This window comes from Haloactinospora alba (genome assembly GCF_006717075.1).
GTDB lineage: Bacteria > Actinomycetota > Actinomycetes > Streptosporangiales > Streptosporangiaceae > Haloactinospora > Haloactinospora alba.
On the sequence record NZ_VFQC01000001.1, the window covers coordinates 775,291 to 789,813 of the forward strand.

Annotated in this window: 9 protein-coding genes; 8 read left to right on the plus strand and 1 reads right to left on the minus strand. The window is 68.8% G+C overall.

Annotated features, from left to right (window positions below; genetic code table 11):
- Positions 1–258: 258 nt before the first annotated feature.
- The 8 genes from gatB (at position 259) to FHX37_RS03730 (ending at position 13,392) form a co-directional block, all read left to right on the plus strand.
- Complete coding sequence (gene gatB / locus FHX37_RS03695; protein ID WP_141922127.1) at positions 259–1,809, plus strand: Asp-tRNA(Asn)/Glu-tRNA(Gln) amidotransferase subunit GatB; 1,551 nt, start codon at positions 259–261, stop codon at positions 1,807–1,809.
- A 405-nt stretch (positions 1,810–2,214) separates the two neighbouring features.
- On the plus strand, positions 2,215–4,926 hold the full coding sequence (locus FHX37_RS03700) for a putative bifunctional diguanylate cyclase/phosphodiesterase (protein WP_141922129.1): 2,712 nt from the start codon (positions 2,215–2,217) through the stop codon (positions 4,924–4,926).
- A gap of 335 nt (positions 4,927–5,261) precedes the next feature.
- Positions 5,262–7,022 (plus strand): acetolactate synthase large subunit, encoded by a 1,761-nt coding sequence (locus FHX37_RS03705; RefSeq protein WP_141922131.1) that lies wholly within the window; start codon positions 5,262–5,264, stop codon positions 7,020–7,022.
- A gap of 13 nt (positions 7,023–7,035) precedes the next feature.
- Complete coding sequence (ilvN, locus tag FHX37_RS03710; RefSeq protein ID WP_141922132.1) at positions 7,036–7,560, plus strand: acetolactate synthase small subunit; 525 nt, start codon at positions 7,036–7,038, stop codon at positions 7,558–7,560.
- Between the two features lie 112 nt (positions 7,561–7,672).
- Positions 7,673–8,668, plus strand: a complete 996-nt coding sequence (ilvC, locus tag FHX37_RS03715; RefSeq protein WP_211351737.1) for a ketol-acid reductoisomerase — start codon at positions 7,673–7,675, stop codon at positions 8,666–8,668.
- 286 nt (positions 8,669–8,954) lie between these two features.
- Positions 8,955–10,541 (plus strand): phosphoglycerate dehydrogenase, encoded by a 1,587-nt coding sequence (gene serA, locus FHX37_RS03720; RefSeq protein WP_141922134.1) that lies wholly within the window; start codon positions 8,955–8,957, stop codon positions 10,539–10,541.
- Between the two features lie 435 nt (positions 10,542–10,976).
- On the plus strand, positions 10,977–12,041 hold the full coding sequence (locus FHX37_RS03725) for a 3-isopropylmalate dehydrogenase (RefSeq protein ID WP_141922136.1): 1,065 nt from the start codon (positions 10,977–10,979) through the stop codon (positions 12,039–12,041).
- 232 nt (positions 12,042–12,273) lie between these two features.
- The gene (locus tag FHX37_RS03730; protein ID WP_141922137.1) at positions 12,274–13,392 is read left to right on the plus strand and encodes a branched-chain amino acid aminotransferase; all 1,119 of its coding nucleotides are present in this window, start codon (positions 12,274–12,276) and stop codon (positions 13,390–13,392) included.
- Positions 13,393–13,547: 155 nt separating this feature from the next.
- Here the strand turns inward: FHX37_RS03730 and FHX37_RS03735 are convergent, their stop codons facing one another.
- A complete protein-coding gene (locus tag FHX37_RS03735) occupies positions 13,548–14,501 on the minus strand; it encodes a trypsin-like serine peptidase (protein ID WP_141922138.1) in 954 nt (317 codons plus the stop codon).
- Between the last annotated feature and the right edge of the window lie 22 nt (positions 14,502–14,523).

Genomic DNA, 14,523 nt, shown 5'->3' on the forward strand with positions numbered 1-14,523 from the left:
CCGCTGGTGGGGGCGGTTCCGGTCGCCCGAAGGCCGCGGTTGTGGCCGTTCCCCCGGCCACGGTGCGATGGTGCTGGATGGTTCCGGTTGCCGGAATCCCGGCGGACGTCACCGTCAGCCCTGCGGGATCGGTAGGCTACGTGGACAGGCGGGAGGTGTCCCTCCAGCAGGAACGGCCTGCCGGGAAAGGCCGGCGGGGCACGCCGCGGCGGAGCGCGCGGCGGGGAAACGAAGAACACGGAAACGGATTGTGCGGCGATGGTTGGCGCGGTAGCGAACGGCCCCACCTCGAGCGGCGAGCCGGCCCACGTGGCCTATGACGACGCCGTGGGCAGGTACGAACCGGTGCTCGGTCTGGAGACCCACATCGAGCTGGGTACCGAGTCGAAGATGTTCTGCTCCTGTGCCACCCAGTTCGGCGCGACCCCCAATACCCAGGTGTGCCCGGTGTGTCTGGCCCTTCCGGGGGCGCTTCCCGTGGTCAACGAGACAGCGGTGGAGAGCGCGATCCGGCTCGGTCTGGCGCTGAACTGCTCGGTCGCCCCCTGGAGCAGGTTCGCCCGGAAGAACTACTTCTATCCGGACATGCCGAAGAACTACCAGATCTCCCAGTACGACGAGCCGATCTGCACCGACGGCTACCTCGACGTCACGGTGGACTCCCCCGAGGAGGGGCCCCAGGTCTTCCGTATCGGGATCGAACGGGTGCACATGGAGGAGGACACCGGCAAGACCGCGCATGTCGGCGGTGCGACAGGGCGGATCCACGGTGCGGACTACTCCATCGTCGACTACAACCGCGCGGGTATTCCGCTGCTGGAGATCGTGACCAAACCGATCGAGGGCGCGGGGGACATGGCTCCCCTGATCGCCCGGGCGTACGTGCGGGAGCTGCGCGACCTCGCCCGGTCACTGGGGATCTCCGACGTGCGTATGGAGGAAGGCTCGCTGCGCTGCGACGTCAACGTCTCGCTGACGCCGCGCGGCGCGGAAGCGTGGGGGAACCGCACCGAGACCAAGAACGTCAACTCGCTGCGCTCGGTCGACCGCGCCGTCCGGTTCGAGATCGAGCGCCAGGCGGGTGTGCTCGACGCCGGCTCCCGAGTGGTGCAGGAGACCCGCCACTTCCAGGAGAACAGCGGGAGCACCGTCGCGGGCCGCAGCAAGGAGGAGGCCCAGGACTACCGGTACTTCCCCGACCCCGACCTGGTTCCGATCGCGCCGGACTCCGAGTGGATCGAGAAGCTGCGCGCCAGCCTGCCGGAGCTCCCGGCCGCGAAACGGGCCCGGGTCAAGGCCGAATGGGGCCTCTCCGACGAGGAACTGCGCGACCTCGACAACGCTGAGGCGATCGACCTGGTGTCCGCGACGGTGGACGCCGGTGCCTCGCCGGACGACGCCCGCAAGTGGTGGCTCAACGAGCTCTCGCGGCACGCCACCGAGAACGAGGTCGCGCTTGACGCGCTGGAGATCACCCCGGCGCAGGTGGCGCGGGTCGTCGCCCTCATCGCCGAGGGAACCCTGACCAACAAGCTGGCGCGACAGGTCGTCGCGGGTGTCCTGAACGGCGAGGGGGACCCGGACACGGTCGTGGAGACGCGCGGCCTGCAGGTGGTCAGCGACGATTCCGCTCTGGGCGCTGCCGTGGACCAGGCCATCGCCGACAACCCGGACGCCGCGGAGAAGATCCGCGGCGGGAAGGTCGCCGCGGCCGGTGCGCTCGTCGGTGCCGTGATGAAGGCGACCCAGGGGCAGGCGGACGCCGGGCGCGCCCGGGAGCTGATCCTGGAGAAACTCGGGGTTTCCTGAGCACGGGAGAGAAAGCACACATCGTAGCCGGTCGTGATTGTTTTGTCGCTGGGTCTCTGTCCCTTCTCTATCTGGGCGTGACCTTGGCCGAGTACCGTTGTTGTGCGAGAAACCAACGCACGAGAACGAGTCGACGCGAACTGTGCCGTTGCTCGGGGAGGCGTCCGGCACCCGCTCCCGGCCATGGAGGGGAACGCATCCCGGCGCCGTGCTCGGAACGGACCGGAGCCGTTGTCTCCGGACATGGTTTCGTGGGCACGCCAGCACCCGAGTTCACGCCGGAAGGAGGCGGGCGCCCGCTCCCGTAGCGCTGATGCCGGGGAGGGGCCCAACAATCATGATCACGGTCGTAGCGCCGAGACGCACCGGTTCCCTTTCCTCGACCGCGTTCCACGGAGCGCTGCGATGAGGCTGGACTCGCGGGTGTGGCTCGGCGGCATCCTCGTTCTCACCGTGGCCTACGCGTCGGGAACTCTGGTGGCGGTCGGCGGAATGTCGCTGACGACCTGGCTCGGTAACTGGCCGACCGCTGTCGTTTCCGGCGTGGCGGGGGCGTCGTTGCTGTACGCCGCCCGCCGACGCGCGGTGCGCGTCGGGGAGGCCGGCCCCGACCAGGAGGAGACCCCCGGTGTGGATCCGGTGTCCGCGCTGCGTTTCCTCGGGTTCGCCGCGCTGGCGTGGTGCGCCGGTGCGTTCGTCTACGCCGTCACCGGTCTGCTCAGTGTCAACACCGCGCTGTCCCTGAGCTTCGGTGACCTGTTCGCGCTGTTCGCGCTGCCGCTGTTCGTGATCGGTTTCATCCGTTTCGCTCCCCTACCGCAGGGGGCGCGTCCGGTTCTGCGGCACGTCACGGACAGCTACGTGTGCGCAGCCGCGCTCTTCTCCGTGGTGTGGCTGCTGCTGTTCGCCCCTCTCTACCAGGAGCTCGGAGAGGGGACCGGATTCCTGGCACTGGCCCTGGTGTACCCGGTCGCCGACATCGCCGTCCTGTGCCTGCTCGCGCCGCTGGTGTTCATGTCACCGCACAACACGCGGCGCGCGGTCCTGCTGGCGATCGGAGCGTTCGTCATCATCTGCGGGGCCGATCTCATCGGAGCCGTGAGCCGTCTGACCGGTGTCGCGCTCGCCGGGGGGATCGAGTACCCGGTACGGTTCCTCGGTTTCGCGTTGCTGGGCAGCCTGCCGTGGTTGATCCGCGACACCGCGGCCGCGGCGCCGCGGCGTATCACCGGGCGCGGGCTGTACCGGTTCGCCCCGGAGATCGCCGCGGCGGCGGCCCTGTCCGTCGCGGCGGTGGTGCTGACCGTGGCGGGCCTCCGGCTGGACGACGTGGCTCCGGCCCTGCCGCTGGCGGCCGGTTCGTCGGTGCTCGTCCTGCTCGTGCGGGTCAGCGGCCTCCTGGAGGAGAACTCCACGCTGACGCGGATGGTGCTCACCCGGGAGCGGCACTTCCACGAGCTCGCGCGCAACAGCGGTGACGTCAACCTCATCCTCGGTTACGACGCCACGGTGCACTATGTCAGCCCGGGTGCGGCCGAGGCGTTCGGGTACCAGCAGGACGACATTCTCGGCCACCCCATCACGACGGTCATCCACCCCGAGGACATGCCGCGGGTGACCGCTGCGGTGTCGACCTTCCGCCGGGGCGGCTCCTCGAGCGTCTACCTGCGGGTCCGGGTGCGCGCGGGCGACGGCACCTGGCGCCACACGGAGTCCACGGCGTCCCCGTACGAACAGCCGGGACTCCCGGAGCGGCTGCTGGTGACGACCCGCGACATCAGCGCCCAGGTGGCGCTGGAGGACCAGATCAACCACCTGACGTTCCACGACGGGATCACGGGGCTGCCCAACCGGGCCTACCTGGAGGAGCGCACCCGCGAGGTGCTCTCCGGGCGGGAGCGCGGACAGGGGCCTCCCGGCGAGATCGCCGCCATCTTCCTGGACCTCGACGGGTTCACCGCCGTCAACGACTCCTCGGGGCACACCTTCGGCGACTACCTGCTCGCCCAGGCGGCGCGGCGGTTGCGGGTGACCGTCGGGGTCGGCGCCACGCTCGCGCGGTGGGGCGGTGACGAGTTCGCCGTCCTGATCGAGGAGGGCCGCCAGGCCCAGCAGGTGGTGGACCTCGCGGAACGGTTGGGCCGGATCATCAGCGCCGAACCGTTCCACATCGCCGACCGGGAGGTGCTGCTGACCGCCAGCTCCGGGGTGGCGTTCGCCGAGCGGATGACGGACAGCGGTGAACTGCTGCGCAACGCCGACATGGCGATGGTGCGTGCCAAGGAGCGCGGTGGTGGCGGCCGGCTGGAGATCTACGCGGCCGAGATGCACGCCACGGTGGTCGGGCGGTTGGAGCTGCAGACCGAGCTGCGTCAGGCACTGGCGGACGGCGCGTTCCTACTGGAGTACCAGCCCGTGGTGGATCTGGAGAATTCCCAGGTGACAGCGGTCGAGGCGCTGGTGCGTTGGCGGCGCGGCGAGGAGCTGGAACCGCCGGAGACCTTCATCGGTCCGGCGGAGGAGTCGGGTCTGATCGTGCCGCTGGGGGAGTGGATCCTGCGGGAGGCCTGCGCCAAGGTCGCCTTCTGGCGGGCCTCGGACTGGGACATCGACCTGTCCGTGAACCTGTCCGTCAAGCAGATCCTCTCCACGGGGTTCGTCGAGACGGTGTCGGGGGTGCTCGCCGAAACCGGGCTACCCGCGGAGGTGCTCACCCTGGAAGTCGACGAGGAGGTACTCCTGGAGAACCCGGGCGAGTCCGTGGAGCGGCTGGCCGAACTGCGGCGGCTCGGGATCCGGTTGGCCATCGACGACTTCGGTATGGGCTACGCGTCGTTGGCGCACCTGCGGGAGCTGCGGGTGGACGCGATCAAGATCGACCCCTCGTTCATCCGGGACCTGGGAACGGACGGAACCGTCACCCTGCTCACGCACACGATCATCCGGCTCGGCCAGGATCTCGGCATGCGCATCATCGCCGAGGGCATCGAACGCCCGGAGCAGCTCGAACAACTGCGTTCGATGGGGTGCGGCCACGGGCAGGGCTTCCTCGTGGCGCGCCCGATGGTGGCCGAGGGGGTGGAGGCGCTCCTCGGCGGCTCCAGCATCCCGTTGTAGAACAGCACGACACCCGGTGGGTCCCCCGCGGGGTTCCCGTCCCGCGTTCGGATACGAAGCGTCCCGCCGCGGGTGCGCAGTGTCTCCGGTCCAGTCGGATGGTGAACCGGGATGTCTCATATGGTGAGACAAAATGGCGTTTCAGTTGACGGTTCGCTCTGCTGTCCGCCATTGTTAAAAGCGTGCAAAGCAACTCTCTCATTCTCGTACCTGGTCGGCGCGCGGCGAGCTGACCACGGTACTCATTTCGCGCGCCCCTCAACCGCACGGTGCGGTGAGGGGTTTTTTGCTGTCAGGCACACCTCGATTACGAGCCTTGGGTTAAGGACGTATTAATGACTGAGCAAATGACCGGAGCCCAGTCGCTGGTCAAGTCGCTGGAGTACGCCGGCGCCGACACGGTTTTCGGAATCCCCGGCGGGGCCATCCTCCCCGCCTACGATCCGCTTTTCGACTCCGGCAGCGTGCGCCACGTACTCATGCGGCACGAGCAGGGCGCCGGTCATGCGGCTGAGGGCTACGCCTACTCGACCGGTCGCCCCGGCGTCTGCATAGCCACGAGCGGTCCGGGAGCCACCAACCTGGTCACCCCCATCGCGGACGCCCACATGGACTCGGTGCCGATGGTGGTGATCACCGGCCAGCAGGCGACCCCGCTCATCGGCACGGACGCGTTCCAGGAAGCCGACATCTGCGGCATCACGATGCCCGTGACCAAGCACAACTATCTGGTCACCGAGGCCGCGGACATTCCGAGCACCATCGCCGAGGCGTTCCACATCGCCTCCACCGGCCGCCCCGGGCCCGTTCTGGTGGACATCGCCAAGGACGCGCTGCAGGCGCAGACGACGTTCTCCTGGCCGCAGCGCCTGGACCTGCCCGGGTACCGGCCGGTGACGAAGCCGCACGGCAAACAGGTCCGTGAGGCCGCCCGGCTGATCGCCGAAGCCCGCCGGCCGGTGATCTACGCGGGAGGCGGGGTGCTGCGTTCGGGAGCCTCCCAGGAGCTGCGGGTGCTCGCCGAACTCACCGGCCTGCCCGTGGTCACGACCCTGATGGCGCGGGGCGTCTTCCCGGACAGCCATCCCCAGCACCTGGGTATGCCGGGCATGCACGGGACGGTTGCCGCGGTGGGCTCCCTGCAGAAGGCCGACCTCGTCGTCGCTCTCGGTGCCCGGTTCGACGACCGGGTCACCGGCAGGCTGGACAGCTTCGCTCCCGACGCCAAGGTCGTCCACGCCGACATCGACCCCGCCGAGATCTCCAAGAACCGGCACGCCGACATCCCGATCGTGGGGGACTGCCGCGAGGTCCTCGCCGACCTGGTGGTCGCCGTCCGCAACGACCAGTCCAACGGGCGCCACGGCGACTACGCCGCATGGTGGGCCCAGCTCGACCGGTTGCGCGAGGTCTACCCGCTGGGCTACGAGGAGCCCGGCGAGGACCAGGTCGCGCCCCAGCACGTCATCAAACGGCTGGGAGAGATCGCGGGCTCCGACGCCGTCTACGTGGCCGGCGTCGGCCAGCACCAGATGTGGGCCTCGCAGTTCATCGGCTACGAACACCCCGGCACGTTCGTGAACTCCGGTGGTCTGGGCAGCATGGGCTTCTCCGTGCCCGCCGCGCTGGGCGTCAAGGCGGGCTCTCCCGACAGGGCCGTGTGGGCGGTGGACGGCGACGGGTGCTTCCAGATGACCAACCAGGAGCTGGCGACCTGCGCCGTGGAGAACATCCCGATCAAGGTCGCGGTCATCAACAACGGCAACCTCGGCATGGTCCGCCAGTGGCAGACCCTCTACTACGACGGGCGTTACTCGAACACGGACCTGCAGACCGCCCCGCAGGACGAGAAGGTCCGGGTCCCCGACTTCGTGCGGCTCGCGGAGGCCCACGGCTGTGTGGGGCTGCGGTGCGAACGCGCCGAGGACATCGACGCCACGATCGAGAAGGCCATGGCGATCGACGACGCTCCCGTCGTGGTGGACTTCTCGGTCAGTCACGACGCGATGGTGTGGCCGATGGTCGGCCCAGGGATCAGCAACGACAACATCCAGTACGCGCGCGACATGGCGCCCGAATGGGACAGTGAGGACTAGAAGGGCGACGACCATGAGCCAGCACACGCTTTCCGTCCTCGTGGAGGACACGCCGGGTATCCTCACCAGGGCATCGGCGTTGTTCTCCCGGCGCGGATTCAATATCGACTCCCTCAGTGTCAGCACCACGGAATACGAGGGCGTCTCCCGGATGACGATCGTGGTCAACTGCGACCGCCACCCCTTGGAGCAGGTGACCAAACAGCTCAACAAGCTGGTGAACGTCATCAAGATCGTTGAGATGGACAACGACGCCTCGGTGCGCAGGGAGCTCCTGCTCGCCAAGGTGAAGGCCGAGGCGAGTAACCGCGCGGCCGTGGTCCAGACGGCCGAGCTGTTCCGGGCCAACGTCGTCGACGTCAACCCGGAGGTGGTCGTCCTCGAAGCGACCGGAACGCCGGAGAAGCTCGACGCGTTGATCCGGAACCTGGAACCGTTCGGGATCAAGGAGCTCGTCAAGTCCGGACTGGTCGCCGTGGGACGCGGTCCGCGGTCGATCGCCGACCGCTCACTGCGGCCCGTCGAACGGACCGCCTGAGGCCGCGGCGCGGGCAGGAGAGCAGCCACACGACCGCGCACCACACGACACGACTCGCCGGCCCGGAAGGCCGGGCCGGCCCGACACACTCACGAGCAAGGAGTAGGCCGACGTGGCAGCAGAGATGTACTACGACGACTCAGCCGACCTGAGTGTCATCCAGGGGCGGACCGTCGCCGTGATCGGTTACGGAAGCCAGGGGCACGCGCACGCTCTTTCCCTGCGGGACTCGGGCGTGGACGTGCGGATCGGGCTCGCCGAGGGTTCCAAGAGCCGCGCGACGGCCGAGGAGCTCGGGCTGCGTGTCGTCACTCCGGCCCAGGCGGCCCAGGAGGCCGACCTGATCCAGATACTGGTTCCGGACCACATCCACCGTGACCTGTACACCGCCGAGATCGAGCCCCACCTCAAGCCGGGGGACGCCCTCTTCTTCGGCCACGGGTTCAGCATCCGCTACGGCCTGGTCACACCGCCGGCCGACGTCGACGTCGCCATGGTGGCCCCGAAGGGCCCCGGCCACCTGGTCCGCCGCCAGTTCGAGGAGGGGCGCGGGGTCCCGGTACTCGTCGCGGTGGAGCAGGACGCCTCCGGAAACGGCTGGGACCTCGCGATGTCCTACGCCAAGGGCATCGGCGGCACCCGTGCCGGAGCGCTGAAGACCACCTTCACCGAGGAGACCGAAACCGACCTGTTCGGGGAGCAGGCCGTCCTGTGCGGTGGCCTCTCCGAACTCATCAAGGCCGGGTTCAGCACCCTCACCGAGGCCGGCTACCAGCCGGAGGTCGCCTACTTCGAGTGCCTGCACGAGGTCAAGCTCATCGTTGACCTCATGTACGAGGGCGGCATCTCCAAGATGAACTGGTCCGTGTCCGACAACGCCGAGTACGGCGGTTACACGCGGGGGCCGCGGGTCATCACCGACGAGGTGCGCGACCGCATGCGCCAGATCCTCTCCGAGGTGCAGGACGGCAGCTACGCGCGCGAGCTCGTCGAGGAGTTCGACGCCGGCCGGCCCAACTTCCTCAAACGCCGCGAGGCGGAGCAGGAGGAACCGATCGAGAAGGTGGGCGCGGAGCTCCGCCCCCTGATGAGCTGGCTGCAGGGCTGAGTCGTTCCTCCCGTCCGGGCGGTGGGTGCCCACCGCCCGGACGGGCACTCCCTGCCCGGGACCGGCTACTCCGGTCCGGGCGCACCACACCGCTCACCGTTCCTTGCGATATCCGCTCTCACCAGGGAATTCGTGTCGCTCCGTCCGGAAAACCGGCCCCCTTGGCCCTAGGGCTTCCCCCTGGAGCAGTAGACTTTTATTGGCCCTGCGGCCCGCCTTGCAAGGTACGGAGATGCCGACGCCGCAACCGGTGCGGCCACATCGCAACCTACATAAGGAACAAGCTGTGTCCAAGCCCTCCGTTCTCGTAGCGGAAGAACTCTCGCCCGCCGGAATCGCACTGTTGGAGGAGGACTTCGACGTCCACCGCGCCGACGGTGCCGACCGCTCGCAGTTGCTGCCCGCCCTCGCGGACGTCGACGCCGTGGTCGTGCGTAGCGCGACCACCATCGACGCCGAGGCGCTGGACGCCGCCCCCAACCTGAAGGTGGTGGCCCGCGCCGGAGTGGGACTGGATAACGTCGACGTCGACGCCGCGACCAAGGCCGGTGTGCTGGTGGTCAACGCCCCCACGTCGAACATCATCAGCGCCGCTGAACAGGCGGTCAACCTGATGCTGGCCACCTCCCGCAACACGGCTCCGGCGCACAACGCCCTGGTCAACGGGGAGTGGAAACGCTCCAAGTACACCGGGGTCGAGCTGTACGACAAGACCGTGGGGATCGTCGGTCTGGGGCGTATCGGCGCGCTCGTCGCGCAGCGACTCTCGGCGTTCGGTACGAAACTCATCGCCTACGACCCGTTCGTGCAACCGGTTCGCGCCGCCCAGATGGGCGTGGAGCTGGTGAGCCTGGACGAGGTGATGGAGCGCAGCGACTTCATCACCGTCCACTTGCCGAAGAACAAGGACACGATCGGCCTGATCAGTGACGACGCCTTCAGCAAGGCCAAACCGAACCTGCGTATCATCAACGCCGCGCGCGGGGGGATCCTGGACGAGGACGCCCTGTACCGCGCGTTGAAGGAGGGGAAGGTCGCGGGCGCCGGTATCGACGTCTGGACCAACGAGCCCTGCACCGACAGTCCGCTGTTCGAGTTCGAGAGCGTCGTGGTCGCCCCGCACCTGGGTGCCAGCACCGAGGAGGCCCAGGAGAAGGCCGGAACGCAGGTGGCACGGTCGGTGAAACTCGCCCTGTCCGGTGAGTTCGTGCCCGACGCCGTCAACGTGCAGGGCGGCGCGGTCGCCGAGGAGGTCAAACCGGCACTGCCGCTCACCGAGAAGCTCGGCCGGATCTTCACCTCGCTCGCGGGGGGTGCCGCCAGCAAGATCGACATCGAGGTGCGCGGCGAACTCGCGGCCCACGACGTCAAGGTGATGGAGCTGGCCGCCCTCAAGGGTGTCTTCGGTGGCGTCGTCGAGGAGGCGGTGACCTTCGTCAACGCCCCGCTGCTGGCCAAGGAGCTGGGAGTCGAGGTCAGTCTGGTCACCAGCGACGACAACAGTGACTGGCGCAACCTCGTCTGCGTCAGGGGCATCCTGTCGGACGGCCGGAAGGTGTCGGTCTCGGGCACGCTCTCCGGCCCGCGGAACATCGAGAAACTCGTCGAGCTCAACGGCTACACCATGGAGATCTCGCTGAGCGAGCACATGGTGTTCTTCGCCTACAACGACCGGCCCGGCATCGTCGGCAAGGTCGGCGCCGTCCTCGGCGAGACCGGTGTGAACATCGCGGGCATGCAGGTGAGCCGGGACACGGAAGGCGGGAAGGCGCTCATCACGCTCACCGTGGACTCCGCTATCCCGGACAACACGCTGAACCAGATCTCGACAGAGATCAGCGCGGCGACGACGCGCCAGGTACAGCTGTACTGAGTCCCGCCGCTGTGACGTGAACACGGGGCCGCCGACCGGCGGCCCCGTACGTTCACGGGGGTGCCCAGTAGCACGATAGTTGGACATCCGATATCCTCTTCCCTCAGGGAATAAAGACGGGCGCACGAGCTGAGCGCGGTGCCACAGCCCCGCGCAGCCGAACTCCGCCGGAACCCGGCGCGAGCGACAGCCTTCCCGCAACGGCGATCCCCGGGGAACCAGCGCGCCCAGAAACATCCGCCCCACGCGCCCCGTGCGAGGATCGCCATGTATGACACCACTCCCGCTCCCGCCGGTAACGACGACGACACGACCCAGGCCGTGCAGGTCGCCCTGGACCGCCGCGACAACGGCGGGCCCTCCGGCCGGTGAGGCTCACGCACCTCACCACCGTTAACTCGTTCCCACCCTCGTGAAGTGGAGGATCGGCTTTCTATGCCCACTCGCAGCGTCCCGTTGGCGGTGGTTCCCGGTGACGGGATCGGCCCCGAGGTTGTCACCGAAGGGGTGAAGGTCCTGTCGGCCGCGGCCGCGCGGCACGACGTCACCCTGGAGACCACCGAGTACGACCTGGGAGCCGGCCGGTGGCACGCCACCGGCGAGACGCTCCCGGACACCGTGGCGGAGGAGCTCCGTGGCCACGAGGCCATCCTGCTCGGCGCGGTGGGGGACCCGTCAGTGCCGAGCGGGGTCCTGGAACGCGGGCTGCTGCTGCGGTTGCGCTTCGACTTCGCGCACTACGTCAACCTGCGGCCGGTCAAGCTGTATCCGGGGGTGCACACACCGCTGGCCGACGCCGCGCCCGACGACATCGACATGCTCGTGGTCCGGGAGGGTACCGAGGGGCCCTACGCCGGTATGGGCGGAGTGCTGCGGAAGGACACCCCGGGGGAGATCGCCACGCAGGACAGCGTCAACACCCGGTTCGGCGTGGAACGCGTGGTGCGCTACGCCTTCGCGAAGGCGCAGGCGCGCCCGGCCCGGCGTCTCACCCTGGTGCACAAGGACAACGTCCTCACCTACGCCGGGGAGCTGTGGCAGCGTGTGGTACGCGAGGTCGGCGCGCAGTACCCGGACGTGGCCGTGGACTACTGCCACGTCGACGCGGCGACCATGTTCTTCGTCTCCCAGCCGGAGCGTTTCGACGTCGTCGTCACCGACAACCTGTTCGGCGACATCATCACCGACCTCGGCGCCGCCATCGCGGGCGGGATCGGGTTGGCCGCCAGCGGCAACATCAACCCGCAGCGCGAGTTCCCCAGCATGTTCGAACCGGTGCACGGTTCCGCCCCGGACATCGCGGGCCAAGGGGTGGCCGACCCGACCGCGACGGTCCTCTCCGGCGCGGCCATGCTCGAACACCTCGGTTTGGAGGCCGCGGCGCGCCAGGTGGAGGCTGCGGTGGCCGAGGACCTGCGTGCCCGCGCCGAGTCCGGAAGCCAACGCTCCACCGAACGCGTCGGTGACGATCTCGCCAAGCGAGTAGTCGAGCAGGGCTGAGGAAACCGCCTCGGCCCTGCTCCCGTACAGGCGCGCCGAGGCGCAGCGACGACCACGGCCGCCTGTCCCACGCAGGCGCACCCGTGGTCGTCGGCCCCGCCCGTGGCCGCGGTTCCGTGTTCGTTCCCCGCTGCTTGGTGCGGCTATGGCTCCGGGTGCGTCGTTTCCGCCACACTAGGATTCAGGGTCGGCAGTGCGGCCGGCCTGACGTACCCGAGAGGACCTCTTACCCATGAACAGCAGCACCACCAAAAGCGGGTTGACGTTCGACATCCAGCCCTCGGACCAGCGGAGGACCCCGCAGGAACGAGCGGCCCTACTGGACAATCCCGGGTTCGGCAATGTGTTCACCGATCACATGGTCACCATCCGTTACACGGAGGGCAAAGGCTGGTACGACGCGAGGGTGGAGCCCTACGCCCCGTTGTCGTTCGACCCGGCCTCGGCGAACCTGCACTACGCCCAGGAGATCTTCGAAGGGCTGAAAGCGTACCGCCACCCGGACGGCACGATCGCCTGTTTCCGGCCGGAGGCCAACGCCGCGCGTATGAACCGCAGCGCACGGCGCATGGCCATGCCCGAACTCGACGAGGAACTCTTCACCGGAGCGATCGAGGCACTGCTCGGCCAGGACGCGGACTGGGTGCCCTCCCAGGAGGACAGCAGCCTCTACCTGCGTCCGTTCATGTTCGCCACGGACGTGGGGCTGGGGGTCAACCACCCCTCCCGGAGCTACATGTTCGTGCTGATCGCCTCCCCGTCGGGACCGTACTTCTCGGGGGGAATCAAACCCGTCTCGGTGTGGCTCAGTGAGGATTACACGCGTGCCGCTCCCGGAGGGACCGGGGAGGCCAAGTTCGCCGGGAACTACGCCGCAAGCTTCGTCGCCCAGGCCCAGGCCCTGGAACAGGGGTGCGACCAGGTCGTCTGGCTCGACGGGGTGGAACACCGCTGGGTCGAGGAGATGGGCGGCATGAACCTGTTCTTCGTGTTCGGTTCCGGGGACGGCGCGCGGCTGCGCACCCCGGCACTGACCGGGACACTGCTGCCCGGCGTCACCAGGGACTCACTGCTCACGCTCGCGCCGGAGTTCGGGATCCCCGTGGAGGAGGGGCGGATCTCCACCGACGAGTGGCGCTCCGCGGCGGAAAGCGGCGAACTGACCGAGGTGTTCGCGTGTGGAACCGCCGCAGTGATCACCCCGGTGGGGTACGTGAAGAGCTCCCATGGCGAGTTCCGAATCGGTGACGGGACCCCCGGACCGGTCACGATGCGGCTGCGGGAGGAACTGGTCGGTATCCAGTACGGCAGCCGACCGGACACGCACGGCTGGATCCGCGACATGGTGTGACCGCGGTGTCGGCCCGGTGGCGGGTGGACCGGGTCTTCCCGCCACCGGCACCGCCACGGAACGTTCCCCGGACGGACCGGAGCGGAGCCATCCGCACATCCCCGCGCGCCGCGGCGCGGCACGGGAGCGAGCGCGGGGCCGGTTCCGCGCTCCGCCTAGAGCGCCTGAGCCTCGCGGTAGAGCCGGCGTACCTCATCCCCGAGGAACGGGCCGTACTGGGTCGTGGGGTCGCTCGCGTACTTGAAACTGATGACCGAGGTGACGGTCCCGGTACCGGTTTCCGGGTCGAACCCGGACAGCCACGGGCCACCACTGGACCCCTGGGTCATCTCGCAGTCCATACCGCTGGCGGTGGTGCCGTCCTGGTCCGGGCGGGTGTCGCCGGCGCAGTAGTGCAGGTAACGACCGGAGTACCCATCCGTGGCCGGGTAGCCGAACGCGTACGTCGGGTCCCCCGGGCGCTGGCCGAAGGCGATCCGCTGCGCGCCCACCTCGTCCTGTACGTGGTTCCCGTCGTCGGTCCCGACGACGGCCAGACCGACGTCGAAGCTGTCGTCCTCCTGCTGGGACCACTGCCGAGGGACGAGCTTCTCCCGCGCCGAGTACCGGCCGTGCGGGCTGCTCCCGTCCTCGTAGCCGGGAACGAAGGTCCAGTTCTCGGCCCAGGCCCCGGTGCCGTCCTTCAGGCAGTGCCCCGCGGTGAGGACCGTGTCCCGGTTGTCGGCCCGCACGACCGAGCCGGAGCAGGTGAAGTCCCGACCGTCCATCGTCAGGTACACCTTCCCGGTCGTCTTCGTTACCTTTCCGCCGCGGTCCCAGCGTTCACCGGTGCTGTCGTCGCTCGCGGCGCTCTGCGGCGAGCGCTCGCCGCCGCTCCCGGAGGGGGAGTCCAGGACGCGCCCGAGCGGTGTGGCCGCCTCCATGCGTTCGGGACTCCAGTAGTCTGTCGCTCCCGCGCGCTGCTGGGCGGTGGAGGAGTCACGGGTGATGCCGCTGTCCTGGGTGCCGACGTCCGGACTCCGGGAGGTCGCCTCGGCCGGGACGCCGGAGAGGAGGAGCGCGCCGCACGCGAGCGGGGCCAGGAGTTTTCTGGTGGCAGACGGTGTCATGACACCCGAGCATGCCACACAT

Bases quoted from the DNA above. Each gene is read 5' to 3' on its own strand.
- FHX37_RS03725 (WP_141922136.1), top strand. From the start codon at position 10,977: ATGCCCACTCGCAGCGTCCCGTTGGCGGTGGTTCCCGGTGACGGGATC.
- gatB (WP_141922127.1), top strand. From the start codon at position 259: ATGGTTGGCGCGGTAGCGAACGGCCCCACCTCGAGCGGCGAGCCGGCC.
- FHX37_RS03730 (WP_141922137.1), top strand. From the start codon at position 12,274: ATGAACAGCAGCACCACCAAAAGCGGGTTGACGTTCGACATCCAGCCC.
- ilvN (WP_141922132.1), top strand. From the start codon at position 7,036: ATGAGCCAGCACACGCTTTCCGTCCTCGTGGAGGACACGCCGGGTATC.
- FHX37_RS03735 (WP_141922138.1), bottom strand. From the start codon at position 14,501: ATGACACCGTCTGCCACCAGAAAACTCCTGGCCCCGCTCGCGTGCGGC.
- FHX37_RS03700 (WP_141922129.1), top strand. From the start codon at position 2,215: ATGAGGCTGGACTCGCGGGTGTGGCTCGGCGGCATCCTCGTTCTCACC.
- FHX37_RS03705 (WP_141922131.1), top strand. From the start codon at position 5,262: ATGACTGAGCAAATGACCGGAGCCCAGTCGCTGGTCAAGTCGCTGGAG.